Here is a 25163-nt window from a genome sequence, read left to right on the forward strand (position 1 = left end):
ATCCTTGTGGTTGGTGGAGTAGACCCACCGCACCCATCCAGTTGGATGGTCATGTGCATGCGTTTCAGACGCAGACATAGTTGTGCTCCCTCGTAAAGTTCTTGCTCGTATGCGCAGCAGCCCTTGACGCGCGCATACTCGGCTCAATCAGTGGTCCCGATTAACGGGACGCAACCTTCACGTCGGTGGCTGCGGTGGCAGCAACCTTCTTCTCATCAGCAATCAGTTTTGCGAGAAGTGTGTTTGCTTCGTCGACGTCGGACTTCGCAGCTTCGGCCCAGGCCTGATACTGCTCTTTGGTCACGACTTGCACGGCGATTGGCATAAACGCGTGGTCTTTACCGCAAAGCTCTGAACACTGGCCGTAGAACATGCCGGTGTTATCAGCACGGAACCAGGTTTCGTTGAGGCGGTATGGAACAGCGTCAATCTTGATGCCGAATGCAGGAACAGCAAATGAGTGGATCACGTCTGCTGCGGTTACCTGAACACGCACTGTGGTGTCGACTGGAACAACAATGTTGTAGTCCGTCGCAAGAAGGCGAGGAAGCTCAGCGTTTGTCAGGCCTTTTTCAGCCATGATGTCTGCACGCTCATCATCCTGAATCATCAAGGCGTCGAATGAGACATCTTCCATGCCTTCATCCGCGTACTCATAACCCCAATACCACTGGTAGCCAGTTGCCTTGATGGTCATTTCGTATTCAGGGATATCAAGCTGTTTGAAGAGCAAACGGAAAGACGGAACTGAGATCATCACCAGAATGAGGATTGGGACAACCGTCCAAACAACCTCGATCATAGTGTTGTGTGAAGTGCGAGATGGCGTTGGGTTCGCCTTCTTGCGGAACCTGATGATCACAACAAGCAGCAGGAGTGCTACGAAAACCGTCACGCCGGCCATAATGATCAGGGTAAAATCGTTAAACCAGCGAATGTCTTCCATCACTGTCGTCGCCGCAGGCTGCATGCCCATCTGCCACGGCGTTGGCTGTGCTGCATTGGCTGCACCTGCCATAAAACCCGTCAATCCGATTGCCATAGTTGCGGCAATGGTCGCCAGGTGATGCTTCAAGAGCTTCATCACGTCTTGCGCTCCCTGTCCCTCTTAAATGCCGCCGAAACGGCAATCCTCTTCTTGTCCACACATGTGGGGTGCCCACTTTGGCCCGTCCGACCAGTCCTCACACCTGCGTGAATACCTGCGACATAATAACCCAATAAGGGTTTCTACGCGATTCCCCTAACGTTATAGCGACTATAAGTCGCAGTATCATTTGACTTGAATCAATGAGTTGGACAAAAAACATAAGAAATCCGCAGATGCAATTGGATTTTGAACGATCTCCGCTGTTTTCACCTAGTTACTTTTCCCTATATCGAAAATCGATCTTTTCTATCCATGCGTCCAATTTCACTCACTAAATCGTCACTTTATCGGCAAAAAGGAACGTTACCTCGGCGTGAACAATGTGAGTCGGATCCCTCCTTCCTCGTCAGTTAAGTGGACAGCCAAGAATGCCAGTTTGCGCTTTGACGTCAGGAGCGGTATTCCAATATTTTAGGGAAACACCCCACGCTGGCTGGCTGGGGAGACAGACACTGCACAGCCGGTGAACTGGAGGAAGGTTTTTTGAAGCAGTTTTTACGCACGCTGACTCTAACAGTTGCGATGACAGTGGCGGGTGCCGCCGGATTTTCCGGAGCTGGTCATGCTCAACAAGCGCTTGGCGAACTCAAAGGCGAGTTTGGTGATTGGCAGCAGCGTTGCGCCAAATCCCCAGGTTCTAACGTCGAGCAGTGTGCTCTTATTCAAAGTGTGACAGATTCTGCACGTGATACTGTAGGCCTGACAGCGATTATTCTTAAGACGGCTGACCAGCAAGCGACCGTTTTGCGCATTCTCGCTCCACTTGGCGTTTTGCTACCGATGCAACTTGGTCTGAATGTAGATGGTAAAGATGTTGGCCGGATGCCATTCATCCGCTGTCTGCCTGCCCCAAGCGGTTGCGTTTCTGAAGCGATGCTGGAAAAGGATCTGATCGACAAGCTCACAACAGGTCAGACTGCAACTTTCATCATCTTTGAGACACCAGAAGAAGGTATCGGTATTCCGATCTCACTGGTTGGTCTGAAAGAAGCAATCGCGGCTCTGCCTTAAGTGTAAGTGCTTGCCCTCGAATGTAATCTGAAAGCCGAGATGATGAAAATCGCCTCGGCTTTTGTCTTTTCAGGCGCGAGGAAAGACCCTGCCTAACTATCTGATCACCCACGATCTGGCCAGATGTCTGTCTCACAGAACCCGAGTGCGGCGAAGTCATCCTTACGGGCCTGCTGCTCCATCTCGTTGCTAAGAAAGAATTCATCGAGCTGAGGTGGTGCAACTGAAGTTCCGCTCAACATGGCGTGCACTTGCCCGCGATGGTGCATCTGATGTTGAAAGAGATGCAAAAGAAGCCTGTCTGCTCGTTCACTCAGAGGCTTGTCGACTCTCAGCACATGTATTTTGGAGAGGTCAGCGAGATCCATTGAGCCTATGTGTGCAATTAATTTCTGATCTGAGTTTCTTTGAGCCTCGAAAAGAAGTGATAGGTGCTCAAAAGGGTACTCAGGATCAAATGCATTAATCCCGAGCGGCGCTCCTTCCAGAGCGCTGATATAGAACCAATCCACTGTGAGGATGTGATTCAGTGTCATCAGGATTGAAGGGAAAAAACTTGTCCGTTTTGCAGCTAGCTCGTCTTCAGAGAGCTTCTTGCAACTGGAAAGTAGCCGATAATTCGCCCAAGTGTTGTTTTTGGCCTGCGCTTGAAAATATTGAAGCACTGTCATTTCCGTCACTTAAAAATTTGAGATCAGTCTTTGCAGTTTTCAAAGAGACCTCTTAGTTTTCCTAAAATGAGGCACGCAAAGCAAAGGGTTTTTGCACCTTAATTCCGGTGTGCTGTTTTCTATGGGAGCACATTCTGTTTGATTGCGGCAGCGTCAGCCTCCTGATGCAAACAGACCGGACCTTTGCAGGTGATCCGTGCCCATAGCAATGCATGTCTATATTGCGTTTGTTGTCACGACATTGATTATCATGTCGGTGCCTGACGCCAGTAAAATGTTGATCCTTTCCAGATCCGCATCCGGAGGAACTTTTGCTGGTCTCTTTACACTCATTGGCGTTAAAGCAGCAGAAGCTATTCAGGTGGTGCTGGTTTCCTTTGGGCTTTCCTGGCTCATTGTCAGTTATCCCTATGTCTTTGAGACTGTGACCGTTTTGGGGGCGGCTTATCTGATTTATCTCGGCCTTCGAAGATGGAGAGCTGCTAGCCGTAGGATTGCTGAACCCACCAGCCAGGGCTCTGACTTTCTGACAGGTTTCATGATTAGCATTGCCAATCCCAAAACTCTCATTTTTCTCGCAGCTCTTTTCCCTCATTTTCTCAATCACGCTCATCCGGTAGATGCCCAGTTTGTTGTTCTGGGTACAACTTTTCTTCTGATTGCGACCTGCCTGGATCTACCGCTTGTGGTGGGTGGCGGACTGGTTGAGCGGTTGTTTCGATCTCCACGTGTTGAAGGTGTGCTGAAGCGGTTCAACAGTGGCGTTTTGCTCACTGCCGGAGTTTTCCTTATGGGACTATTGGTTTTCAGATGATGAATATCAGCCTTTACCTCGGATTTATTGTAGCGACATTCATCTTACTGGCTATCCCCGGGCCTAACGTGATGATGATACTGGCTAAATCCACTCGCGAAGGCACTTCAGCGGGCCTGATTGTTATGGCCGGCATGACGATCGCACAAGCTGTCCAGATCATTGCTGTCGTGCTTGGCCTTTCCTGGGTGGTGCACACCTACCCTGATGCCTTTGAGGTTATTCAGCTTGGAGGAGCGGCCTATTTAATCTACCTGGGCATCTCTAGCTGGTTGCGTGCGGGGCGGCATGACAGGGCAGTGAGCGGAAGCCATAAGCATTTGAAAGTTGGCTTCTTTGTTGGCCTTTCAAACCCAAAATCACTGCTGTTCATGGCGGCATTTTTCCCGCAGTTTATTGACAAGGCTTATCCAGCGGATCCGCAGCTGACGGTGATGGGTGTGACTTATCTTGTGATGGCGATTTTAATTGACGGACTGATCGCCGTTCTTGGCGGGTATTCCCGCAACTGGCTGTCTGCTCCTTCCGCAAGATTCAGGCTTGATAGAGTTTCTGGCGCCGTTCTGGTGTGTGCCGGATTGGTGCTCGCTTTCCTGCATTGACCCTCAAATACTTGGGAGCGATGGCCTTCCCGCCTCCTTTATTGAATAGTAAGCCTTGAAAGTGCACGGATTGTTCGCCACAACAGAGCAAATCCTTTATTTCGGAGTTTTACCCATGAGCGATAAACCTATTGATCTTCTCCAGACCTCAGGACTGGACGAGGAGACAGCGCGCCAGATTACTGCGGCAGCGCTGAAAGGCGCTGATGATGGGGAACTTTATCTGGAATACAGCCAGAACGAAGGGCTTGTGTTCGACAATGGACGCCTGAAATCCTCCACGTTCAGCACAGGCCAGGGATTTGGCCTGCGCGCTGTTGTGGGTGAAGCGTCTGGTTATGCCCATTCCGACGATATTTCTGAGGCTGCATTGAAACGCGCTGCTGATGCGGTTGCTTCAGTCCAGAGCGGTCATTCCGGTACCTATGCAGCTCCGCCAGCTCGTACCAATCAGAAGCTCTACACGGATGAAAATCCGATTGGCAGCCCAAGTTTTGCTGAAAAAGTACAGCTGCTGCAGGAAATTGACGCGTATGCCCGTGCGAAAGACCCGCGCGTACAGCAGGTAACTGTTTCGCTGGCAGGCAGCTGGAAGACAGTGGACATCCTGCGAGCTGATGGTCACCGTATTCGTGATGTACGCCCGCTTGTGCGCCTCAACGTTTCGATTGTGGCTGGTGACGGCGACAAGCAGGAGACTGGCTCTTTTGGCTCTGGTGGCCGCGAAGGGTTTGGTGAGTTTGTTGCTGAGACAAGCTGGCAACATGCTGTTGAAGAAGCTCTGCGTCAGGCTCTGGTCAATCTGGAGGCAATCCCAGCTCCTGCTGGTACGTTTGACGTGGTGCTTGGCAACGGCTGGCCGGGCATTTTGCTGCACGAAGCAGTTGGGCATGGCCTTGAAGGTGACTTCAACCGCAAGAAAACATCGGCGTTTGCAGGCTTGATGGGACAGGAGGTTGCCGCAAAAGGTGTGACCATTGTTGATGACGGCACCATCTCCAAACGTCGCGGCTCTCTTTCCGTTGATGATGAGGGCACGCCGACTGGCCGAACCACGCTTATCGAAGATGGTGTCCTTGTTGGGTACATGCAGGATCGTCAGAACGCACGCCTGATGGGTGTTGAACCAACTGGTAATGGTCGCCGTGAATCCTTCTCACACCAGCCTCTGCCACGCATGACCAACACCATCATGGAGAATGGTGATCAGGATCCAAAAGAGATCATCGAAAGCCTGGAAGACGGCATTTATGCTGTTTCCTTTGGTGGTGGTCAGGTTGATATCACCTCTGGCAAGTTTGTGTTCTCCTGTACTGAAGCCTACCGTGTCCAGAACGGAAAGATTGGTGCTCCAGTGAAAGGCGCGATGTTGATCGGAAACGGTCCAGATGCGCTCAAACGGGTGTCCATGATTGGCAACGACATGAAGCTGGATCCAGGTATCGGAACTTGCGGCAAAGCCGGACAAGGCGTGCCAGTGGGTGTTGGACAGCCAACTATGCGCATCAACGAGATGACGATTGGTGGCACTGCGACCTGATTGGTTCAAACAGGTTCTATGAGTTTGGAAGGGGCAGAGATGCCCCTTTTTCTTTGTGGTGACGCTTCTAATCCCGCAAAGGAATTGCAGGTACTTTCCCCGCACGGATGCGGTTGGTTCTCCAGTTCATCACGTGACGGATCCCGTTCTCATATAGCACCTTCATCATTGGCGAGAACGCCTGCATGTGTTCAGTGTAGAAATCATCCGGGCTATTATAGATTCCAAAGTCATTGTTAATGCCGGTTTTCTGGATGTAAGTGTCCTGCCCCTGCCAATTGACCTGAGGCGCGCTGAGGCAGTTGGTGCCAACGCCGTAGCCACAAAGGGATTGTCTGCTTGGGGCAAACTTCTGCTGAAGAGCAGAGAGAAACGCATCGTCCAGAATAAAGCCCTCCAGATTAATCCAGCGGTCCTCAAGATTGATCTCCACCCAGGAATGCAAAATGTTGTCTGCGGCGATCTGGTAGACCAGTTCGGGCACTACTCCGCGCTGAAGTTCTTTATGGATTGTGAAGCCGTGCAGACGACAGGGAATCCCAACGGCTCTCATCAATGCCATGAGAAATGTGCCTTTGGTATTGCATTGACCTATACCATCAGCCAGCACCTGACTTGCCGGAATATTGTCTGCTTTATTGTAACCAAACAGGATTTCATTGCGGACGAAATCGTAGACTGCTCCAGCACGATCAAAGGAAGATAGATCCTTCCATTTCCTTTGATCAACGAGCTGCCGGATTGTTGGCGCACTAAAGTTGAGTAGTGGGGTTTCCTTGAGCAGGATGTTTAAGTGAGTGTTTGGTTTGTCTAGCATTTTGCGCCTCCAATCGAGAATGAGTCGACTGTAAAGGCTCTAGTCACTGTAGGTTCAAGGTCTAAATTGCATCTATTTACGCTACAACCTGAGAGCTCAAACTGGCACTTCGTTAAGGGTGCTGAAGATTTACCTCAGCTTGTCTGTATTGCATTCAAACCGAATTTACGCTGGGTCTGTAGCTTCTTTCAAAAATAATAATGAGCCGCACCCTTTCATGATCACACTCCACCAACTGGATTTTGTGACAGACATCATGCTGTTTCTAAGCATGGCGATTCTGGTGGTGCCGTTTGCCAAGTTGATCCGGGTTGGAACCATCGTCGGCTATTTGATAGCGGGCGTTATTTTAGGGCCGTGGGGGATTGGGCAGTATCTTGGCAGTCCCTTTAGCGCTCCTGATGAGCTGCGGCCCATTGGTGAGCTTGGCGTGGTCATGCTGCTGTTTCTGATCGGGCTTGAGCTGAATCCTGGCCGTCTTTGGTCTTTGCGTAAGGAGATTTTTGGCTCAGGGTCAGCTCAAGTAGGGTTTTCCGCGCTTCTTATTGGGCTTGCTATCTATTTTGCGGGACTGACCTGGCAAAAATCTCTCATTATTGGCCTTTCGCTCGCGCTTTCATCAACGGCCCTTTCCTTGCGTATTTTGCAAGACCGCGGTGATCGCACGACGCCGATGGGGCAAACATCTATCGCAATCTTGCTGTTTCAGGACATGATGATTGTTCCCATTCTCGCGCTGATGGCGATTGTGGCACCTGTTCCTATCGATACGGGCCAACGGCCAGGTTGGGAGACGGCGCTGATTATGGCTTCGACCGTGCTTCTGTTGGTTGCTGTTGGCCGCTACCTGCTCACCCCATTGTTTCGGCTGTTTGCCCGTATTGGTGCTCGCGAGATGATGACAGCCTCTGCATTGCTCACAGTGCTTGGCGCAGCAACGCTGATGAAAGCGGTGGGTCTTTCGAGTGCATTGGGCGCGTTTATTGCGGGTGTGATGCTGGCAGAAAGTTCTTTCCGGCATGAACTTGAGGCTGATCTGGAGCCTTTTCGCGGCTTGTTGCTCGGGTTCTTCTTCATCACGGTCGGCATGTCCATCGACCTGAACTTTGTCTATCAGAACTGGGTGGTGGTGCTTGCCTGCAGTTTTGGTTTGATGGTCGTGAAGTGTCTGAGCATTTTTTCTGTCACCCGCCTGTCTGGCCACACACCAGAAAACAGTTTGCAGATTGGTGGTTTGCTGGCTCAGGCTGGAGAGTTTGGCTTTGTCATCTTCTCAGCATCTGTCGCCGTTGATTTGCTGAACCCGCATCAGAGCAGCCTGCTCTCCGCAATCATCTCTTTCACCATGGCGTTTACTCTGCTGAGCGTTTGGCTCTCGCAATGGTTTGGCGTGAAGCTGAGGCCTGAGCCCGTGAAACCGGATATACCCAATACAGAGGGAGGCCGCACCAATGTGCTAGTGATAGGATTTGGGCGTTTTGGGCAGCTTGCCTCTCAGATGCTGATTGCGCAGGGATCAACTGTGACGGTTCTGGATACAGACGCACAGCATATCCGGGAGGCCTCTCGGTTTGGTTACCGGATTTACTACGGAGATGGGCGACGACTGAATGTTTTGCGGGCAGCAGGGGCGGAAAATGCCAGTGTGATTGCGGTTTGTACCGAACGGGCCGAAACGACGAGCCAGATTGTGCGCATGACGAAAACACAGTTCCCACTCGCCAAAATCTTCGCCCGCGCCCACGATCGTCGTCACGCTATTCAACTTGTGACAGCGGGCGCTGACTATCAGCTGCGTGAGACCCTGGAGTCTGCTTTACAGTTCGGGCGAGAAATACTGGAGGAGTTGGGCGAGGATGAAGACCGCACCTATGAAATTCTTGCAGATGTGCGGCGTAGAGATGCTGAACTTTTGGCGTTGCAGCAGGTGGGTGGGCTGTATGCGGGTTACAAGCAATTCAAACTGCCCGATGTGCCAGTGAAACCTTTGATCAAACCGAAATCAGAATCAACTGCCCTGAACGAACCAGCACGCCGCCTTGCGGAGGCTGAAAAGAAGGCAGAGAAGGAACAATCAGAGAATTCTGAAAAAACATCACCACACAAGCCATCTTCAGACTAGCTTTATACGGAAAACTACATTTTCTCTTAGATAGAATTAAGGTATTCCCCTCAAAATCGACTGAAATCAGAAATGTCTGTTTTAATAGTTTGAATTCCGCTTTTTAGGATGCCAATGGCAGAAGCTCACGTCCCCCCGTTCTTTATCGAAACCATTGTGGTTCTTTCCGCTGCAGTTATCGCTGTGCCAATCACCAAACGACTTGGCCTTGGTGCTGTGGTCGGCTTCCTCGCAGCTGGGATGGCAATTGGCCCATATGGAATCGGCTTTTTCAATGAACCTGAGCGCATACTGGGCTTCGCTGAGCTTGGGGTCGTTCTGCTGTTGTTTGTGATCGGGCTGGAATTGGAGCCTGCCCGATTATGGACCATGCGGCGAGACATATTCGGGCTTGGGACAGCACAAGTTGTTATCTCGGGTTTGATACTGACCTTGGGTGCTATGGTGTTTGGCCTGTCCTGGCAGGTTGCCTTGATCGCCGGGCTTGGTCTTGCTTTGTCATCCACGGCCTTCGCTTTGCAAATGCTGCAGGAGCGCGGACACCTGAGCACCAAGTATGGCCAACGGGCCTTCGGCATCTTGCTGCTGCAGGACATGGCAATCGTGCCTCTGCTTGCCATGGTCAGCATTCTAGCCCCTGCTGAAGCGGATGTGGAAGAAGCTTCCATTGCTATGCAGGTGATCACAGTTGTCGCTGCTGTTGGCTTTGTGATCTTTGCGGGCCGCTTCCTGCTTTCTCCCCTTTTCAAGCTTTTGACGGCCTCAGGCGCTCGTGAGTTGATGATTGCTGCAGCACTGCTGGTTGCTCTGGGCAGTGCAGGTTTGATGAGCCTTGTTGGCCTCTCCATGGCATTGGGGGCTTTCCTCTCTGGCGTGATGCTGGCGGAATCCAGCTACCGACATACGCTGGAAGCGGATATTGAGCCTTTCCGTACCATGCTCATGGGTCTGTTCTTCATGACTGTGGGGATGGCGCTCGAACTTGATCTGATCGTCGCAAACTGGCAGCGTGTCGTTTCTGCGGTCGTGTTACTGATGCTCACCAAGGGTGTTCTGCTCTGGGGCCTGTCGCGTTTGTTTGGCTCTTCCAACTCTGATGCTCTGCGCGTGGCAGTTACTCTGCCACAAGGCGGGGAGTTTGCCTTTGTGCTGTTTTCAACGGCAACTGCTGCGGCAATCTTGCCAGAGGAATCTGCGAATATCCTCAGCGCTATTGTTATTTTGACGATGCTGCTCACTCCGCTTGGTGCGGTAGGTCTGGATTTTGTTGCGGAGCGGATGAAGAAACATGGCGATACGACCAATAAAATCGAGACCTTTGAGGATGCATGTCCGAGCGTATTGATCGTCGGATTTGGGCGTTTTGGTATGATGGTTGCGCAGATGCTGACTTCTGAAGGAATTTCCGTCACAGCTCTCGACAACAAGCCGGACCGGATCAACTATGCTCGCCAATATGGCTACAGGGTTTATTACGGGGATGCGACGCGGCCCGACGTGCTCAAGGCAGCTGGTGGTGAGAATGCAACCTTGATTGCTCTTTGCATTGAAGATGACCGCGTCATGAAGCAGGCAATTTTGCAGATCAGATCCGCGTTCCCCAATGCAGCCCTTTATTGCCGTGCCACGGACCGGGCTCATGCACTTGATCTCACCCGTCTTGGCGTTGACTATCAGATCCGCGAGACTTTTGAGTCCAGCCTGACCTTTGGTCGGAAAGCGCTTGAGTTTCTTGGTTTGCCGTCAGACCGTATTGACGAAGTCGAAGATGATGTTCGCAAACGAGACGATGAACGCCTGACAATGCAGCTTGCCGGTGGTGATCTTGCTGGCTCTGACAAGTTACACCAGCGCACGCCACGCGATGAAAGCAAATCAGAAAAACCTGACTGATTAAATCAAGTTATCAGAGCACTGCTCTTGACGCTGGTTGACTTGAAGCACATTTATTGCGTGGGCGTGGTGCGCTCTCATTTCAACATTTCGTGATCTGCGGCACTGCTTTCTCGCAGAGACCACATTAATCCCTATGGTTCGATATGGCTGGTGAGTACTCAATCGGTGATCTTGCGAAGAAGGCTGGCGTTAAAGTCCAGACCATTCGTTTTTATGAGCAAAAAAAACTGCTTCCGGAACCTCCGCGCACTGAGGGCGGTCAGCGTCGTTATGGCGAAGACCACCTGAACCGACTTTCTTTCATCCGTCATGGCCGTGATCTCGGTTTCTCTTTGGAAATGATCGAGAGCCTTATGCTGCTTAAGGAACATCCGGAGGATGACTGCGAGGGCGCGGACGAGATTGCACGGGCTCACCTGACTGAGGTGGAAGACAAGATTATTCGTCTCCAAAGTCTACAAACCGAGCTGAAGAAGATGCTGAAACACTGTTCCAGCGGAAAGATACACGATTGCAGGGTCATTGAGGCCCTCTCCTGCGATTGCTATCAGCATCGCCAAAAGTGAGTTTTTATGTCCAGACCAACTTCATCCGGCACACGGGATGCAAAATTCACCTATGGCTCGACTATGCGCCATGTGCTGGTGATGACATCCACCGGCTCAGTCGGATTGATTGCTATTTTTCTCGTTGATTTTGCAAACCTTTTTTACATCGCACAGTTGGGTATTGAAGAACTTGCGGCGGCAATTGGCTATGCCGGAACCATCATGTTTTTCAACTCTGCAATTGGCATTGGACTTTCCATTGCCGCCAGTGCTTCCGTTGCCCGGCGTATCGGGCAAGGTGATGTGAAAGGCGCACACCGCCTTGTGAGCATGTCGCTTATAATATCAACATTGATATCACTCGCTGTCGTGGCTGGTAGTCTGGCGTTTCTGGATGATCTGGCGATGTTGCTCGGGGCGTCTGGGCGTACGCTCGATTTTACGTTGCTCTTCCTTTACATCGTCGTGCCTTCCATGCCGTTCCTCGTTGGTGCGATGGTACTTTCTGCACTGTTGAGATCCGTGGGCGATGCACGTGGTGCGATGTTTGTGACCTTATCCAGCGGCTTTGTGACAGCCATTTTAGATCCGATCCTCATTTTCGGGTTTGATATGGGCATCACTGGTGCTGCAATCGCTTCTGTTGTTTCTCGTCTGGTGATGGTTGGTGTTGGCCTTTATATCCTGATCATCAAGCACAACATGCTCGGCAAGCCTGAGATCTCGAAGACTGTCAGCGATACGGTCGATCTGTTCAAGGTGGCGACACCAGCCATGTTGACCAACATTGCAACACCAGCAGGCAATGCCTGGATTATTGCGGAAATGGCTCAGTTTGGCGATGGAGCAGTTGCAGGCTTTGCGATTGTTGGCCGGATTATTCCTGTTGCTTTCGGTGCTCTGTTCGCTCTTTCCGGTGCAGTTGGTCCTATTATTGGCCAGAATTTTGGAGCCCTGGAGTTCGACCGGCTTAGCAAGGTTGTGAAGGATTCTCTTTTGCTGATCGTGGTTTATACGCTGTCAGCCTGGGGTTTGCTGTTTGTGTTGCAGGGGCCATTGGTGCAGTTCTTCAATGCTGAGGGTGACAGCGCTTCACTGGTCTTCTTCTTCTGCACATTTGCGGCAGCTGGTTTCCTGTTCAATGCTGCTTTGTTTGTCACCAATGCTGTGTTCAACAATCTGGGCTTCCCAATCTACTCCATGCTGTTTAACTGGGGCAGAGCAACTCTTGGGACTATCCCGTTCACCATTGCCGGTGCGTACTTCTATCAAGCAAACGGTGTTCTGGCAGGACAAGCCATCGGCGGTGTTGTTTTCGCCTTTCTGGCCCAATATGTTTGCTGGCGCACGATTGAGAAAATCCGCAAGGAAAAACTGGCAGCGGCATAAATGCTGCCAGATTTATTTGCATAAGATGCATGTTCTTACCGCTGGCCTTTTTAAGGTTTGAGCGGTAAGAAAGGAAAAACGCAACAACTCTGGATGCTGAAATAATGAACCGTTTTGAACAGCCACGCGTTCCAACAGAAGCACGTATCCAATATCTGGATGGTGATTATCAGGTGAAAGCACCCGGTAACTTTGTGAAGTGTGCGATCACTGGCAAAACGATCATGCTTGAAGAACTCAAGTACTGGAGTGTATCTCGCCAGGAAGCGTACATTGATGCAGATGCTGCCCTTAAAGCCTATGAAAGCAACGGCCTACAAGCCTAAGGCTTTCCGCAGCCCAACACAGGTTTCAGGCGCTCAATGAGGGCGTCTGGATCAGCGATTTTCATCTCCACTTCCAGCACACTTGCCACGCTTGCAAGCCGCGCAATAGATTGCTCTTCGCGGCCATCCAAACGCACGTAATCTTTTGTGGTCGTGATTGGTAGCAAGTCCTGCGTTTCAGCTTCACGCAGTATCAGGCGCGCGTCGTCTTTCGTGAAGTAATGATGATCCGGGAAGGACATGGTCTCAACGACATCAGCTCCGGCCTCCCTCAAGCTGGCATATAGCTTTTCAGGACGACCAATTCCCGCGAATGCAAGCACGCGCTCCCCGTCTAAGGCATCTGCGGACACAGGACGGATTGCAGCGTGCATCAAATCGATCCCAGCCTGGCGTGCCACCTGTTGCTGAGCGATACTCGCATCGCCCTCACCCACAACCATCAGCAGGCCAACCCGCTGCAGCTGTTTCCTGAACGGCATTCTCAATGGACCAGCCGGAATACATCTGGCATTGCCAATACCGGTCTTCGCATCCAGAAGAACGATGGAGAAGTCCTTATGCAAAGACGGGTTCTGGAATCCATCATCCATAATGATGACAGAAATATCCTGTTCTTCCAGAAGCTTGGCACCGGCCGTGCGATCAGCAGAGATCACTGTTGGGCCACGGCGTGCCAATAACATCGCTTCATCGCCAACTTCTGCGGCGGCATATTTTGACGGCTCTACGAGCAGCGGTCCTTTAATCGAACCTCCGTAGCCACGCAGAAGAAAACCGGGTTTGTGGCCAGCCTCTTTCAACAGAGTATTCAACGCCAGCGCGAATGGTGTTTTACCGGTTCCGCCTGCTGTAAAGTTGCCAATGCAAATGACAGGTTGACGGGCTTTGTATCTGGGATTGTACCTGAAACGACGTGTCGCCATGTAGCCGTAGAGCGCGCCCAAAGGGCTCAAGAGTTTGGCTTGCCAGGTTCCGTTTTTCGTCCACCAAAAGTCAGGAGCGTTCATCGTCTACTCCTTCCCTGCTGCTGGCTGCTTTACAGGCAAATACTGCTGCAGCTCAAGCTGGGTCGCTGCCAGAGCGCCCCGTCCAGATTCGACCAGCGCTTTTGCTGTGTCAGCACGCTTTTGAACATCCGCAGGGTTGTGAAGCAGGTTTTCGATCTGATCGGCCAACTCACTGGTGTTGTGTACCAGAAGAACGCCTTCTTCCTTTGAGAAGTGGCGATAGATCCATGCGAAATTCTGGGTGTGCACACCAGATAGGATTGCGCAGCCTACTTGAGCCGGTTCAAGCAGGTTGTGCCCACCGATTGGCCTCAGGGAACCGCCCATAAACACGATTGGCGCAACACGGTAGAACAAGCCAAGCTCGCCGAGCGTGTCAGCAATATAAATATCGGTCGCATTAGTAATGGCTTCGCCCCGAGAGCGCTGAGTGCACACAAGGCCCATCTGCTCCAGCTCTTCGCGGATTTCCTGTGCCCGGACCGGATGCCTTGGAACGATAATCGTCAGCAAGCGATCAAACTTGTGCTTGAGCTCTTGATGAGCCTTGGCAACTTCAACTTCTTCTTCTGGGTGCGTGCTGGCTGCAAGCCATCGTGGGCGACCTTCGAGCTGATCTTTGAAGTCAGCGAGTTCTACCGGATCACACTCAGGAATATTGCCATCAAACTTGATATTGCCCGTAGGTCTGACGCGGATTGCTCCCAGTTGCTTGAACCGGGCCGCATCATCATCTGACTGAGCGAGCACGCAATCGACAGTTCCAAAGACTGAATGGGCAAAGGAGGGAACACGGTTCCAATTTGAAAAGGAGCCTTCTGACATGCGTCCATTGACGATGATCAGTGGGATTTGCCGCTTTTCCAACTCATGGAATGTTGCCGGCCAGATTTCTGATTCAACTGTGATTGCCAGACAAGGTGACCAGTGGTTCAGAAATCTCTTGATGTTGCCGCGCGTATCGTAAGGAACAAACTGATGGATCACGCCCTCTGGCGCAGAGGCTTCAACCACCTGTGCAGATGTCAGTGTCGCTGTTGTGAGCAGTACTTTGGAACCACCGTCGACGACTTGCTTTGCAAGTGGCAGGACGGCGTTGGCCTCCCCTACACTTGCTGCGTGGATCCAGATCAGGTTTCCAGATGGGCGCTCTTTCGAGGCGACACCAAACCGTTCCCCTTTGCGGTTCTGATCTTCTTTGCCCTGGCGGGCGCGCAATTTATACAAGCCAACAAGAAGCGGCGCGGCCAGACGGCCAAGACCTTGATAGACTCTGAAGATCACTGAACTCATGGGACCCAGTTCTGCCAGTGTTTATTATTTGCCTGATTTGGCGATTGCATAAGCTTTGTCAGTTATTTCGTTCATGCTGTTTTCCAGACGCTGACGAATTTCCTCGACCTGTTCATCGCTTGCATCAGCCGGCACCGGAATAGGTTTACCAAAGCATAACCCAATATGGCTGAACGGCAAATTGATGGATGCCTTATCCCAAGTATCAAGGTCATAATGGCGGCTTGTTGCCATTGCTACGGGCAGGATTGGCCGACCGGAGTGCTTGGCCAGCTGTACGATGCCTTTGCCTGCCTTACGCGCAGGACCTTTGGGCACGTCTGCCGTCATGGAGACTGTGGCGCCTGCTTTGAGTACGCGCACAGCTTCAATAAAACCGCGCATGCCTCCACGTTTCTTGATTTGGTTGGAGCGCTGCGCACCAGCGGCCCGGATCGTACCGAGCCCCAGTTTTGATGCGCAAACCGCTTGCATCTCGCCGTCAGCACTGCGAGAAATCATAACCCTGATGTCCCAGTGCTTTGGACATGCAAAGGGCAACATGAAATGCTGACCGTGCCACATGGACGCGATGAATGGTGCACCCTCCTCATGTTCCTCATAGACCTCTGGAGGATCAATGGTGAGTTTACTGCTCTTGTAGACAAAGAGCAGATAATACGCCATGGCAGTGCCCGCTAGCTTCATGACAAGCGGGTGTTTGCCTAGTTTTTTCAACATTTCACAAGCCCATTTGAGTTCGGGCAGAATTCCCGGGAGGCGCAGTACTTACTTGGTTTCTGCGCCCGGATCAAGCAGACGGTGCATGTGTACAATAAAGTAACGCATCAATGCGTTATCAACGGTACCTTGCGCCTTTGCTTTCCACGCGACGTGTGCCTCAGCGTAGTTCGGGTAGATGCCTACAATGTCCAGATCCTTAAGATCCTTAAAGCGAACATTGCTGATATCTTCTAATTCACCACCAAACACGAGGTGAAGTAGCTGTTGGTTTTCTTCTTGAGCACTCATAGTGTTCGCTCACCTTCTTCACAGAGAGTCCGACCGGAAACCGATAAGGATTAATCCTCTACGGATATTCCCTGAAGCCTTTTAAACAATTTGGCAGAAGATGCCACTAGTCCGGGGTGATTTGTTCTAGTTTTATTGTAGTAGAGGGTCGATCCAGACAAGTCTACTAACTGGCCGCCAGCCTCACTGATGATTAAATCCGCTGCGGCAAGGTCCCAATCGCGGGCTCTTGCACGCGCCAGACCTGCATCCAATTTCCCACAGGCAACCAGTGCAAAACGGTAGGCAAGTGAGCCCAGATAAGGACTGAACCGAATCTGCTCACTCTTTACGCCTTCTTTTTCAAGGAAGCTGACGGGGCCTGCGATGTAGGCGCCGGTGACGGACGGGCGATCTGAAACCGCAATCTTTTCCTGATTGAGATAGCTGCCTCCTCCCTCTACGGAGGTGTAGAGCTCATCACGCACCGGGCAAAAAATTACACCAGCTGTGGGGCGACCATTTTTGACCACTGCCAGCGACAGGCACCACTCATCACGTCCATTCAAAAACGCACGAGTTCCATCAATCGGGTCGATGATAAACACTGTCTCATAATCTTTACGGACCAGATCGTCTTCGGTTTCTTCCGAGAGCCAGCCATAGTCGGGGCGTGCTTCGTGCAATTTAGATGCCAGAAACTGATCAACTTCGATGTCAGCGACAGATACAGGCGAGTCGCCTTCTTTGGTCCAGCTTTTTGGTGAATTCCCAAAATAAGAGAGGGCGATCTTGCCGCCCTCCAGAGCTGCTGAAACCAGCAGCTCTAAATCTTCCTGCACGCTATATTTGTTAGCTTCCGGCAATCGTCAGTCCTTCGATAACCACTGTTGGCGTGGCCACTGCATATCGTTCGTCCAGATCAGATGCCGGTGTCAGGTTCAGGAACATGTCCTTGAGGTTGCCTGCGATGGTGATTTCGCTCACTGGATAGGCGATTTCGCCATTTTCGACCCAGTAGCCTGAGGCTCCTCGGGAGTAGTCACCTGTTACACCGTTTGCACCGTGACCAATCAAATCCGTTACCAGCAAACCTTCGCCGATATCTCTTAAGATTTCTTCCGGTGTTTTCTCACCCGCCTGAAGCGTCAGATTGGTTGCGCTTGGAGAGGTGGAGGACCCGGAACGGCGTGCACGGCCATTTGAGGTCAGGCCAAGCTCACGCGCTGCATATCCGTCAAGGAACCAATGGCCCAGAATACCATCTTCAATCATGTTGAGGTATTCAGCACCGGTGCCTTCCGCATCAAACGGAGCTGTGCCACCGCCGCGCGCCTTAAACGGGTCATCGGAGATGGTAATGCCTTTCCCGAAGACCTGCTGGCCCATTTTATCTTTCAGGAAGCTGGTTCCACGGGCGATTGAGGCTCCGTTGATCGCGCCTGCAAAGTGACCAAGCAGGGAGCGCGCTGTGCGTGGTTCATAAACCACTGGCGCCTTGCGGGTTTCCAGCTGGCGTGGATTGAGGCGGCGCACGGTGCGCTCTGCTGCAATCCGGCCAACTTCTTCCGCAGACATCAGATCATCCCAATAGGTGCGGGAATCGAATTCGTAATCACGCTCCATGCCAGTGCCTTCACCAGCAATAGCTGTCATGGAGAAGCCAGAACGAGAACGCTGATAAGCACCAACAAATCCGTGGCTTGTGGCAAGTACGATGCCAGAGAGCCCCCAGCTTGCGCCAGCACCGCCTGATTTGGAAACGCCCTCAACTGCGAGAGCCGCAGCTTCTGCTTCGAGCGCGGTTCTGGTCAGTTCCTCGGCATTCACCTCACGTGGATCTATCAGGTCCAGTTGCGGGATGTCTTTCAGGAGACGCTCAGGTTCAGCAAGCCCAGCGTATGGATCTTCCGGCGTGACTTTCGCCATTTCAACGGCACGAGCTGCAAGCTCAGCGGGGTCGTCACTGGCATTGGAAGAAATGCTGGCAACCTGCTTGCCCACAAATACGCGGAGTGTCACGTCGTTACCTTCTGCGCGGTCGGTGTTTTCAACCTTGCCTTCGCGCACGGATACAGACAATGACATGCCCGTAACTGCGATTGCGTCTGCTGCATCGGCGCCGGCTGCTTTTGCAGCTTCCACCAAGCTCACTGCCTGCTCTTCAAGCTTTGAATTGGCAATTGCGTCAGACATTCGCATGGACCTCCTGTTTTCTTGCTCTTCGTGTTTAGGGCGTGCCTGTCTTAAGAGCAAGCACACCTGCCAATAATCGCGGGGCTGTACGCAGAAATTGCAGCGGCGTGCCGCGCATGACTTTGCGCATAAATGAGCCCACTTAAAGATAGTTAGAATTTTAGCAAGTTCGGAAGAGGTTCGCTAAGCCTCTTTAAAATCAGAGATTTTTAACCATTCGAATTAAGAACTTACGCAGATTCTACCCTGTAATTTTCCTCTAGTTTGAAAAGAAGATGAATTGAAACCTCCACACCTGTGGAGGGAGGGGCAGTTCCGTGATCAACTACAAATCGCAGTTTTTGGGCCTTGCGAGCAACGACAACCACATTAATCGTGTGAGTGTATCGCTGCCATTTCGCATGCAGGCGGACCTTCCTGATGATCTTCTTGAAACACCGGGTGTTAACAGATCCGATATTCGCATTGATCCGGACAAGGTGCTTATTCGCCGTGAGATGGGTGGGCTTCCGCTTACTTTAACCGTTCCGCTTGGGTCTTACTCTGGTGTTGGGGCGAGAGCGACAGTCAGCGAGATCAGCGATGAGCTGGAGTATCAGGTCATTTTGCTGCATCGCGATCATGCTTTAAGCATTCCGCTTTATACCAGCACAGATATGGAGCTGACAGCGGATTATTGGGAAGCCTGGTCAGATGTTTTGGCACTGCCGCTTCTCATGATCGACAGCGATGGCACCTCCAAACTGGCACGTCTTGGGCTTAACACATGCTCCAAAGGTGAGGCACTGCCACGCAGAAAGCTTCGAGCGTTGACTGGACGACGTCCGCGTTTTCTTGTTGGCCGCGAAACAGGCAAGCCAACACGGCTGCAGAAGATATTTGCCAGCTCCCGCCGTTTCACATCTTTGCGGCGCTGAAATTCTTAAAGGTAATAGGCTGCAAGGCCGTCCAGCACCAATCCGATAAACAAGATCAAGCCGAAGGTTGAGTTGGACTTAAAGAGCTGAAGGCACTGGTCGCCATCATCTATGTCCAACACGCGGATCTGGTTCAGCAAATGGAATGTACCAAGCGCCAATCCGGCAAATGCAAGCGGGCCACTGCCTGCTGCGATGAAGGCTCCTGCAAACAGAACAACTGTTGCACCATAAAGAATGACCAGAGCCTGACGGGTTTTTTCGCCAAACAATCGCGCTGTTGAGCGCACGCCGACCAAAGCGTCGTCCTCTTTATCCTGATGGGCGTAGATGGTGTCGTAGCCGATTGTCCAGAGGATACCCCCGCAATACAGCAGCACCGGTGCCAGTGACAGACTGCCAAAGACAGCGGCCCACCCCATCAATGCGCCCCAGGAGAACGCCAGACCAAGCACAAACTGTGGCCAGTCGGTGATGCGTTTCATGAATGGATAGGCAGCAACAATTGCCAGAGAGGATATCCCCAGGACGATGGTGAAGGTGTTGAACTGCAGCAGTACGACCAAACCGGCGAGCGCTTGCAGTGCCATAAAGATTTTGGCTTGTTTGCTGGAGACCTGACCTGAGGGGATTGGACGCGAACGTGTGCGCTCAACCTTATCGTCAATATCCTTATCGACGATGTCGTTGTAGGTGCAACCTGCACCGCGCATTGCCACTGCGCCGATAAACATCAGCACGGCGTACCAGATGTTTGGGATGGCAGATCCTGCTGCATTCGATGCAAGGGCCAGAGACCACAAACACGGCCACATAAGCAGATACCAGCCGATTGGCCGTTCCCACCTGGCAAGGCGAGCAAAGGGGCGAAGGCCTGGCGGCAAGCGCGTATCAACCCAATGACGCTTTACTGCATCTGCAACTGGACCAGTGTCTTTGGTATTGAACATTGCCACCTCACCGTCATGTCTGGAGCTTATCTGCGCTTGTTTCCCTTCACGCAGCAAGTTCCAAGTTCGCTTTAAAAGCTGAGAGGAAATTCCTCTTCGTAGTGAATTGTCTTTTCCAACAGATCAACACTTTGCGTCAAGAAGCCAAATTCCTCGAAGAACTGTTTTCTGGTCTTTCGCTCCGGTCTCTTCAGCGAAACTTCCATCTTAACGACCGACTTTTGTGCCAGATCATCCTCCAGTGCCTGCAGTACAGGCGGTAACAGCCGCTCAATCCCTTCCATTGGAGCGAGTGCCACCTGCTCTATGAACCCGACTTTGCCACCGGCCCGGACACTGTACCGGTAACTTACAAGCACAAACCCAAGGCTTTTTCCCGAGCTTCTGATCAACCATGCCTGCCCTGCACTTGGGTCTACCAGCAACCTGCGGGCAGTTTCTTCCAGCGAACGAACCGGCTCTGAAAGGGTGTCTTGCTCTCCCCATTTTGCCAGCAGCCCGAAGAATTCATTCATAAACAGTGGTGTAACCAGCAACAGTTCGACTGATGGACGGGGCATTTTGGTCTCTCCAGAGCTGTTGTTCGTTTACTGTGAGCCATACTCATGCTACAGGCTGCATCACATCCTAGACGCACAACTGGGGAACCTGTTCCCTTCTTATTTTCAGGGTCTACTTCAATGAATATTCTGCTGATCGGTTCTGGCGGGCGTGAACATGCGCTGGCATGGTCTCTGGCGAAATCTCCGGTGTTAAACGAACTGTTTGTTGCCCCGGGCAATGCAGGCATCGAACAATTTGCCAAGTGTATTGCACTGGACCCGACTGATCATCGCAGTGTTATCGAGTTCTGCCGCCTCCACGACATCAATTTTGTTGTAATTGGCCCGGAAGCTCCACTGGTTGATGGCCTGTCTGACAGCCTTACCCATGCTGGCCTTCGTGTATTTGGTCCATCTTCTGCTGCTGCGCAGCTGGAAGGGTCCAAAGGCTTCACCAAGGACATGTGCTCCCGCGCAAGTGTACCAACCGCTGCGTATGGCCGGTTTGACAATGCCGAGGCTGCCAAGTCCTACATTCGTGAGCAAGGCGCTCCGATCGTGGTGAAGGCAGATGGCCTTGCTGCAGGTAAGGGCGTCATCATGGCCATGAACGAGCAGGAAGCACTCGATGCAGTCGACAGCTGCTTTGACGGTGCCTTCGGAGCTGCTGGCGCAGAAGTGGTTGTTGAAGAATTTCTTGAAGGCGAAGAAGCCAGCTTCTTTGTTCTTTCAGACGGTAAGAATGCTCTCCCGCTGGCGACAGCACAGGATCACAAACGGGCGTTCGATGGTGATGAAGGCCCGAACACCGGTGGCATGGGTGCTTACTCCCCTGCTCCTGTGATGACCGAGGAGATGATGGACCGGGTGATGAGAGAGATCATCCACCCAACCATTGCGGACATGAAAGCGCAGGGTTGCCCGTTCAAAGGCGTGCTTTATGCGGGTCTGATGATCACCAAGGACGGCCCGAAGCTGATTGAGTATAACGTGCGCTTTGGCGATCCGGAATGTCAGGTTCTGATGATGCGCCTGAAGACTGATCTGCTGCCGATTCTACTTGGCTGCGCTGAAGGGACATTGGATCTGGTGGATGCGGAATGGCATACAGATCCAGCGATCACTGTTGTGATGGCGACCAATGGCTATCCGGGTTCCTATGAGAAGTTGAGCGAGATTAAAGGCCTGACTGAGGCTGCTGCTGACCCGGATGTGGAGATTTTCCATGCCGGCACTGTTTCTACTGATGACAAACTGCTGTCCAATGGCGGGCGGGTTCTGAACATCACAGCGCGTGCGGCGACTGTGTCTCAAGCGCGTGAAAAAGCATATGCGGCTGTAGAGAAGATCGACTGGCCGGGCGGGTTCTACCGCAAAGATATTGGCTGGCGTGCTGTTGAGCGTGAACAGCAGGACTGATCCGCTCTTTTGCAGGACTAGACATATTTACAAAGGGCGGCTTTTCGAGCTGCTCTTTTTTTGTGCCGAATGAATTTAATTGCCAAAAAAAATCCTCCGAAGCGAACTTCGGAGGAGTTATATTTATCTACACTTTCAGTCGGACAACGACAGCCTGTGCCCAACCAACAGATCAAATTGATAAACTACCACAAACAACTGCACGAGGCGAAAAGTTGCCATGCAGGAGCTAAAGTGCAACCTCTAGCAATTTTGATTATGCATAAATGCACAACTCATAACAATGGGGGATTTTCCCTGATGCCTTAAAGTTGCAAAGGCCTAGGGCGAAAGCAACTGAAAGGTCATAGCACGAGCAACGGCATGCGTCCGGTTCGTTACTCGCAGCTTTTTGCAGGCCCGTTTGATGTGATGTTCTACGGTTTTCTCTGAGAGATTCAGGATGTGGGCGATCTCTTTATTTGCCCTCCCCGCCGTCAACCACAGCAGACATTCATGTTCTCTCGGCGTGAACCCGAAGAACTCACTCAGGGTTTCAGGTTCTTGCGCGTAGGTATGGAAAAGTTGCACCGCACCTTTCAGGATCGGATACTTTGCCGTCATCTGTGCATCAAAGCCGAGCTGTGTCCGTTCACAGGAGGCAAAGCTGGCACCACCGACCAAATGCTTGTTGGAGCAATCCACCGGGATGGTCACGCCGAACTTCAGACCTGCTGAGCGGACATCATGGAAGAAGCCTTCATCAATCTTTCCGGTTGGTCTGACGGTATAATCGGTCCAAAGCTGATCGGCTTTCTTACCGCTGAGCAGATGATCCATACCAGGGTCTTTGAAGTAGTAATGATGGCTGTTGTAATGATCGACCCAGTCATCTGCGTGATTGGACAGACAAATCGGTTGCCGGTCTTCTACACGGCCTTCGATTTTGGGCACGATGATGTAGGCGCCTTTTTCAAAGCCCAGTCTTTCAGCAAAACTGGTAAGCTCTTCCCAGCGGCTTTGCAGGGACGAACAGTTCCATAGATCTTGAGAAAACTGCAGTAGATTTCGATCAAAGCCTGCCGGATAACCCATGGAATAGTTCATCATTTACACCGCAAGATTGGAGCCTTGCTTCATATCAACCAGCCAAGTTGTGCGCTTAACTGCCACCAAATCAATTGATATGTTTGCCCCAGTGCCCATCTATTGTTTATCTATGTTCGTCATTCATGATTATCACGTTATTTCTCTCGGTTTTCAATTGGAAAGCAAGCGAGAGCACCTATATTTTTAATGAGAGTTATTAAAGGATCAGGCTTTCAATGAGCACTCCCAAGATTGGCCTTGCCCTTGGTGGCGGAGGCGCCCGTGGTCTCTCCCATATCCCGGTTTTGCAAGCTCTTGATGACATGGGCATCACACCTCATGCCATTACTGGTACCTCCATCGGCGCTTTGATTGGTGCAGGATATGCAGGTGGCGTGAGTGGAGACGCACTTGAGGCATATACTCTAGAAACACTTGGCGAGTGGAAGAAGGTGCTCAGCAAGCTGGTTGAAGTGAGCATGCCAAAACGCTTTGCAGACCTGCTTGGTGGTAAGTCCAGCATTGGCCAGTTTGATTCCAAACGTGTGCTGGAAGTCTTTGTTGGAGAAGTATTGAAGAACGACTTCTCTGAGCTTTCCATCCCGTTTCAAGCTATTGCTGCGGATTACTATAAGGCAGAGGAAGTGCGTTTTTCAGAAGGTAGTCTGGTGGATGCTGTCTCAGCCAGTATCGCCATTCCGTTTGTCTTCCGGCCTGTGCACCTAAACGACACGGTGCTCATTGATGGCGGCGTTGTTAACCCGCTGCCTTTTGATGTGCTGCCCAGCGATTGTGACATCGTGATTGCAGTGGATGTTGTAGGCACACCCAAACGAGATGAAAAACGCGGGTTTCCCAGTGCAACGGAAAGCGTGTTTGGTGCGACCCAGATCCTCATGCGGACCATTTCTCAGGAAAAATTGAAAATACGAGCACCTGATCTTTCGATCTTCCCAAACATTAAGCAATATCAAGTGCTTGATTTTTTAAAGGCGCGAGAAATATTGGAGGATAGCGCCGGGCTTCGTGATGAGGTAAAGGTTGAGCTTGACCAAAAGATCGAGAACTACCTAATCTCTTGATAAGAAGAATAGAAAGAAGTGGAGTCTGGGTTGTCTATTCTGGACCCTGAGTGGCAAACACCGATTGCTGAAAGCAGAAAACTTCCTCCAGAAGTCCCCATTGCGGTGACGTTGAATGGAGAAGGCTTTGCTGTGTTTATGGCCACGCCCAGAGACCTTGAAGACTTTGCCGTTGGCTTTGCTATCAGCGAGTCGATCGTCTCCTCCATCAATGATGTGCACTCGATCAACCTCAATGAGCATGGCGAGGAAGGCATCATCGTCAATCTGGATATTGACGATGAGCTGTTCTTCACCGCTTTGAAGCGCAAACGCCTGCTGACAGGAACGTCTGGCTGTGGCCTGTGCGGGCTTGATAGCATTCGTGCCGCCTTACGCGCCCTCACCCCGCTTGCCCAGCAGCCTGCTCCCAAAACCGAGAGCATTGGGGCCATGTTTGAAGCGATGCAATCCAAGCAAACGCTCAATGGCATTTATGGCGGTGGTTTGCATGCAGCTGCGGTGTGTTGTGGTGATAAGATACTAGCTGTGCGCGAAGATATTGGCCGGCACAACGCCATGGACAAAGCTCTTGGGGCTGGCGTGCGCAGCGGCGAACCCGTTGATCTGGTCATCACAACGAGCCGGTGCAGCTCTGATCTGGTGCAAAAAGCAGTCAGCGCCCGCGTTGGAACACTTGCAGTCATGGCAACGCCCAGCGATCTGGCTGTCAAGTTAGCACAAGAGAATTGTTTAAATCTATTTAGTTGCAACCGTGGATACAGCTTCACACGCTACAGCTAGCGACTCATCAAGTTCGTGGGCGTTCTA

At 51.6% G+C, this 25163-nt stretch carries 25 protein-coding genes; 13 read left to right on the forward strand and 12 right to left on the reverse strand.

The features are described 5' to 3' along the window. Positions 1-160: 160 nt before the first annotated feature. On the reverse strand, positions 161-1084 hold the full coding sequence (gene coxB / locus PsW74_RS23490; RefSeq protein WP_063287202.1) for a cytochrome c oxidase subunit II: 924 nt from the start codon (positions 1082-1084) through the stop codon (positions 161-163). 549 nt (positions 1085-1633) lie between these two features. On the opposite strand from coxB, the gene PsW74_RS23495 reads away from it, so the two are divergent. Then, positions 1634-2161, forward strand: a complete 528-nt coding sequence (locus PsW74_RS23495; RefSeq protein ID WP_082830689.1) for an invasion associated locus B family protein — start codon at positions 1634-1636, stop codon at positions 2159-2161. Positions 2162-2265: 104 nt separating this feature from the next. Here PsW74_RS23495 and PsW74_RS23500 read toward each other — a convergent pair whose 3' ends face one another. Next, positions 2266-2832, reverse strand: coding sequence for a DinB family protein (locus tag PsW74_RS23500; protein WP_063287201.1), 567 nt, complete (start codon positions 2830-2832; stop codon positions 2266-2268). Positions 2833-3028: 196 nt separating this feature from the next. Between PsW74_RS23500 and PsW74_RS23505 the strand changes: the two genes are divergently transcribed. The 3 genes from PsW74_RS23505 to tldD all read left to right on the forward strand — a co-directional run bounded on the left by PsW74_RS23505 (position 3029) and on the right by tldD (position 5788). Then, positions 3029-3646, forward strand: a complete 618-nt coding sequence (locus PsW74_RS23505) for a LysE family translocator (protein ID WP_208980500.1) — start codon at positions 3029-3031, stop codon at positions 3644-3646. Continuing rightward, entirely contained in the window at positions 3643-4248 is a 606-nt protein-coding gene (locus tag PsW74_RS23510) for a LysE family translocator (protein ID WP_208988123.1), read from the forward strand. Before PsW74_RS23505 ends, PsW74_RS23510 begins: the two co-directional genes overlap by 4 nt. Before the next feature lie 115 nt (positions 4249-4363). Further along, positions 4364-5788: a metalloprotease TldD gene (gene tldD, locus PsW74_RS23515; RefSeq protein ID WP_063287199.1), complete on the forward strand. Its 1425-nt coding sequence runs from the start codon at positions 4364-4366 to the stop codon at positions 5786-5788. Positions 5789-5855: 67 nt separating this feature from the next. On the opposite strand, the gene PsW74_RS23520 is transcribed toward tldD, so the two are convergent. Further along, a complete protein-coding gene (locus PsW74_RS23520; RefSeq protein WP_063287198.1) occupies positions 5856-6605 on the reverse strand; it encodes a transglutaminase family protein in 750 nt (249 codons plus the stop codon). 217 nt (positions 6606-6822) lie between these two features. Here PsW74_RS23520 and PsW74_RS23525 point away from each other — a divergent pair, with 217 nt between their 5' ends. From PsW74_RS23525 to PsW74_RS23545, 5 genes are all read left to right on the forward strand, one after another. Further along, positions 6823-8727 carry a monovalent cation:proton antiporter-2 (CPA2) family protein gene (locus tag PsW74_RS23525; protein ID WP_063287433.1) on the forward strand — a complete coding sequence of 635 codons (1905 nt, stop codon included), beginning with the start codon at positions 6823-6825 and terminating at the stop codon, positions 8725-8727. 114 nt (positions 8728-8841) lie between these two features. After that, positions 8842-10620 carry a monovalent cation:proton antiporter-2 (CPA2) family protein gene (locus tag PsW74_RS23530; protein ID WP_057462270.1) on the forward strand — a complete coding sequence of 593 codons (1779 nt, stop codon included), beginning with the start codon at positions 8842-8844 and terminating at the stop codon, positions 10618-10620. Positions 10621-10766: 146 nt separating this feature from the next. Further along, a complete protein-coding gene (locus PsW74_RS23535; RefSeq protein WP_057462269.1) occupies positions 10767-11189 on the forward strand; it encodes a helix-turn-helix domain-containing protein in 423 nt (140 codons plus the stop codon). 6 nt (positions 11190-11195) lie between these two features. Next, positions 11196-12560, forward strand: a complete 1365-nt coding sequence (locus tag PsW74_RS23540) for an MATE family efflux transporter (protein WP_063287197.1) — start codon at positions 11196-11198, stop codon at positions 12558-12560. Between the two features lie 104 nt (positions 12561-12664). Beyond that, on the forward strand, positions 12665-12886 hold the full coding sequence (locus PsW74_RS23545; protein WP_093517470.1) for a DUF2093 domain-containing protein: 222 nt from the start codon (positions 12665-12667) through the stop codon (positions 12884-12886). Here PsW74_RS23545 and lpxK read toward each other — a convergent pair. Genes lpxK through PsW74_RS23575 form a run of 6 tightly spaced genes read right to left on the reverse strand, consistent with a single transcriptional unit; the run spans position 12883 to position 18375 of the window. After that, the gene (gene lpxK, locus PsW74_RS23550) at positions 12883-13896 is read right to left on the reverse strand and encodes a tetraacyldisaccharide 4'-kinase (protein ID WP_063287195.1); all 1014 of its coding nucleotides are present in this window, start codon (positions 13894-13896) and stop codon (positions 12883-12885) included. The genes PsW74_RS23545 and lpxK overlap by 4 nt on opposite strands. Before the next feature lie 3 nt (positions 13897-13899). After that, positions 13900-15189, reverse strand: a complete 1290-nt coding sequence (locus PsW74_RS23555) for a 3-deoxy-D-manno-octulosonic acid transferase (RefSeq protein ID WP_063287194.1) — start codon at positions 15187-15189, stop codon at positions 13900-13902. A gap of 24 nt (positions 15190-15213) precedes the next feature. Then, on the reverse strand, positions 15214-15909 hold the full coding sequence (locus PsW74_RS23560; protein WP_063287193.1) for a lysophospholipid acyltransferase family protein: 696 nt from the start codon (positions 15907-15909) through the stop codon (positions 15214-15216). Positions 15910-15957: 48 nt separating this feature from the next. Further along, positions 15958-16200, reverse strand: coding sequence for a DUF4170 domain-containing protein (locus PsW74_RS23565; RefSeq protein ID WP_057462263.1), 243 nt, complete (start codon positions 16198-16200; stop codon positions 15958-15960). A 50-nt stretch (positions 16201-16250) separates the two neighbouring features. Continuing rightward, on the reverse strand, positions 16251-17045 hold the full coding sequence (locus PsW74_RS23570; RefSeq protein WP_063287192.1) for a 3'(2'),5'-bisphosphate nucleotidase CysQ: 795 nt from the start codon (positions 17043-17045) through the stop codon (positions 16251-16253). Further along, the gene (locus PsW74_RS23575) at positions 17032-18375 is read right to left on the reverse strand and encodes a TldD/PmbA family protein (RefSeq protein WP_063287191.1); all 1344 of its coding nucleotides are present in this window, start codon (positions 18373-18375) and stop codon (positions 17032-17034) included. The genes PsW74_RS23570 and PsW74_RS23575 overlap by 14 nt, the downstream gene beginning before the upstream one ends. A 317-nt stretch (positions 18376-18692) precedes the next feature. Here PsW74_RS23575 and PsW74_RS23580 point away from each other — a divergent pair, with 317 nt between their 5' ends. Next, the gene (locus PsW74_RS23580) at positions 18693-19292 is read left to right on the forward strand and encodes a DUF6101 family protein (protein ID WP_057462260.1); all 600 of its coding nucleotides are present in this window, start codon (positions 18693-18695) and stop codon (positions 19290-19292) included. Between the two features lie 5 nt (positions 19293-19297). Here the strand turns inward: PsW74_RS23580 and ubiA are convergent, their stop codons facing one another. Together ubiA and PsW74_RS23590 are read right to left on the reverse strand one after the other, a co-directional pair. Then, on the reverse strand, positions 19298-20242 hold the full coding sequence (gene ubiA / locus PsW74_RS23585) for a 4-hydroxybenzoate octaprenyltransferase (protein WP_063287190.1): 945 nt from the start codon (positions 20240-20242) through the stop codon (positions 19298-19300). A gap of 71 nt (positions 20243-20313) precedes the next feature. After that, positions 20314-20802: a hypothetical protein gene (locus tag PsW74_RS23590; protein WP_063287189.1), complete on the reverse strand. Its 489-nt coding sequence runs from the start codon at positions 20800-20802 to the stop codon at positions 20314-20316. Between the two features lie 120 nt (positions 20803-20922). Here PsW74_RS23590 and purD point away from each other — a divergent pair, with 120 nt between their 5' ends. Then, a complete protein-coding gene (gene purD / locus PsW74_RS23595; RefSeq protein WP_063287188.1) occupies positions 20923-22203 on the forward strand; it encodes a phosphoribosylamine--glycine ligase in 1281 nt (426 codons plus the stop codon). 321 nt (positions 22204-22524) lie between these two features. Here purD and PsW74_RS23600 read toward each other — a convergent pair whose 3' ends face one another. Further along, the gene (locus PsW74_RS23600) at positions 22525-23292 is read right to left on the reverse strand and encodes a LuxR family transcriptional regulator (protein WP_208981725.1); all 768 of its coding nucleotides are present in this window, start codon (positions 23290-23292) and stop codon (positions 22525-22527) included. A gap of 215 nt (positions 23293-23507) precedes the next feature. Between PsW74_RS23600 and PsW74_RS23605 the strand changes: the two genes are divergently transcribed. Together PsW74_RS23605 and fdhD are read left to right on the forward strand one after the other, a co-directional pair. Next, positions 23508-24353: a patatin-like phospholipase family protein gene (locus PsW74_RS23605; protein WP_063287187.1), complete on the forward strand. Its 846-nt coding sequence runs from the start codon at positions 23508-23510 to the stop codon at positions 24351-24353. A gap of 30 nt (positions 24354-24383) precedes the next feature. Then, positions 24384-25136, forward strand: coding sequence for a formate dehydrogenase accessory sulfurtransferase FdhD (gene fdhD, locus PsW74_RS23610; protein WP_063287432.1), 753 nt, complete (start codon positions 24384-24386; stop codon positions 25134-25136). The last annotated feature ends 27 nt before the right edge of the window (positions 25137-25163 follow it).

The sequence above is a fragment of the Pseudovibrio sp. W74 genome, from assembly GCF_001623085.1.
GTDB lineage: Bacteria > Pseudomonadota > Alphaproteobacteria > Rhizobiales > Stappiaceae > Pseudovibrio.

What these genes read in the sequence shown, in the direction of transcription:
- coxB (WP_063287202.1), bottom strand. Translation starts at nt 1,084, where the DNA reads ATGAAGCTCTTGAAGCATCACCTGGCGACCATTGCCGCAACTATGGCA.
- PsW74_RS23500 (WP_063287201.1), bottom strand. Translation starts at nt 2,832, where the DNA reads ATGACAGTGCTTCAATATTTTCAAGCGCAGGCCAAAAACAACACTTGG.
- PsW74_RS23510 (WP_208988123.1), top strand. Translation starts at nt 3,643, where the DNA reads ATGATGAATATCAGCCTTTACCTCGGATTTATTGTAGCGACATTCATC.
- tldD (WP_063287199.1), top strand. Translation starts at nt 4,364, where the DNA reads ATGAGCGATAAACCTATTGATCTTCTCCAGACCTCAGGACTGGACGAG.
- PsW74_RS23520 (WP_063287198.1), bottom strand. Translation starts at nt 6,605, where the DNA reads ATGCTAGACAAACCAAACACTCACTTAAACATCCTGCTCAAGGAAACC.
- PsW74_RS23525 (WP_063287433.1), top strand. Translation starts at nt 6,823, where the DNA reads ATGATCACACTCCACCAACTGGATTTTGTGACAGACATCATGCTGTTT.
- PsW74_RS23530 (WP_057462270.1), top strand. Translation starts at nt 8,842, where the DNA reads ATGGCAGAAGCTCACGTCCCCCCGTTCTTTATCGAAACCATTGTGGTT.
- PsW74_RS23535 (WP_057462269.1), top strand. Translation starts at nt 10,767, where the DNA reads ATGGCTGGTGAGTACTCAATCGGTGATCTTGCGAAGAAGGCTGGCGTT.
- PsW74_RS23540 (WP_063287197.1), top strand. Translation starts at nt 11,196, where the DNA reads ATGTCCAGACCAACTTCATCCGGCACACGGGATGCAAAATTCACCTAT.
- PsW74_RS23545 (WP_093517470.1), top strand. Translation starts at nt 12,665, where the DNA reads ATGAACCGTTTTGAACAGCCACGCGTTCCAACAGAAGCACGTATCCAA.
- lpxK (WP_063287195.1), bottom strand. Translation starts at nt 13,896, where the DNA reads ATGAACGCTCCTGACTTTTGGTGGACGAAAAACGGAACCTGGCAAGCC.
- PsW74_RS23555 (WP_063287194.1), bottom strand. Translation starts at nt 15,189, where the DNA reads ATGAGTTCAGTGATCTTCAGAGTCTATCAAGGTCTTGGCCGTCTGGCC.
- PsW74_RS23560 (WP_063287193.1), bottom strand. Translation starts at nt 15,909, where the DNA reads ATGTTGAAAAAACTAGGCAAACACCCGCTTGTCATGAAGCTAGCGGGC.
- PsW74_RS23565 (WP_057462263.1), bottom strand. Translation starts at nt 16,200, where the DNA reads ATGAGTGCTCAAGAAGAAAACCAACAGCTACTTCACCTCGTGTTTGGT.
- PsW74_RS23575 (WP_063287191.1), bottom strand. Translation starts at nt 18,375, where the DNA reads ATGTCTGACGCAATTGCCAATTCAAAGCTTGAAGAGCAGGCAGTGAGC.
- ubiA (WP_063287190.1), bottom strand. Translation starts at nt 20,242, where the DNA reads ATGTTCAATACCAAAGACACTGGTCCAGTTGCAGATGCAGTAAAGCGT.
- PsW74_RS23590 (WP_063287189.1), bottom strand. Translation starts at nt 20,802, where the DNA reads ATGCCCCGTCCATCAGTCGAACTGTTGCTGGTTACACCACTGTTTATG.
- purD (WP_063287188.1), top strand. Translation starts at nt 20,923, where the DNA reads ATGAATATTCTGCTGATCGGTTCTGGCGGGCGTGAACATGCGCTGGCA.
- PsW74_RS23600 (WP_208981725.1), bottom strand. Translation starts at nt 23,292, where the DNA reads ATGATGAACTATTCCATGGGTTATCCGGCAGGCTTTGATCGAAATCTA.
- PsW74_RS23605 (WP_063287187.1), top strand. Translation starts at nt 23,508, where the DNA reads ATGAGCACTCCCAAGATTGGCCTTGCCCTTGGTGGCGGAGGCGCCCGT.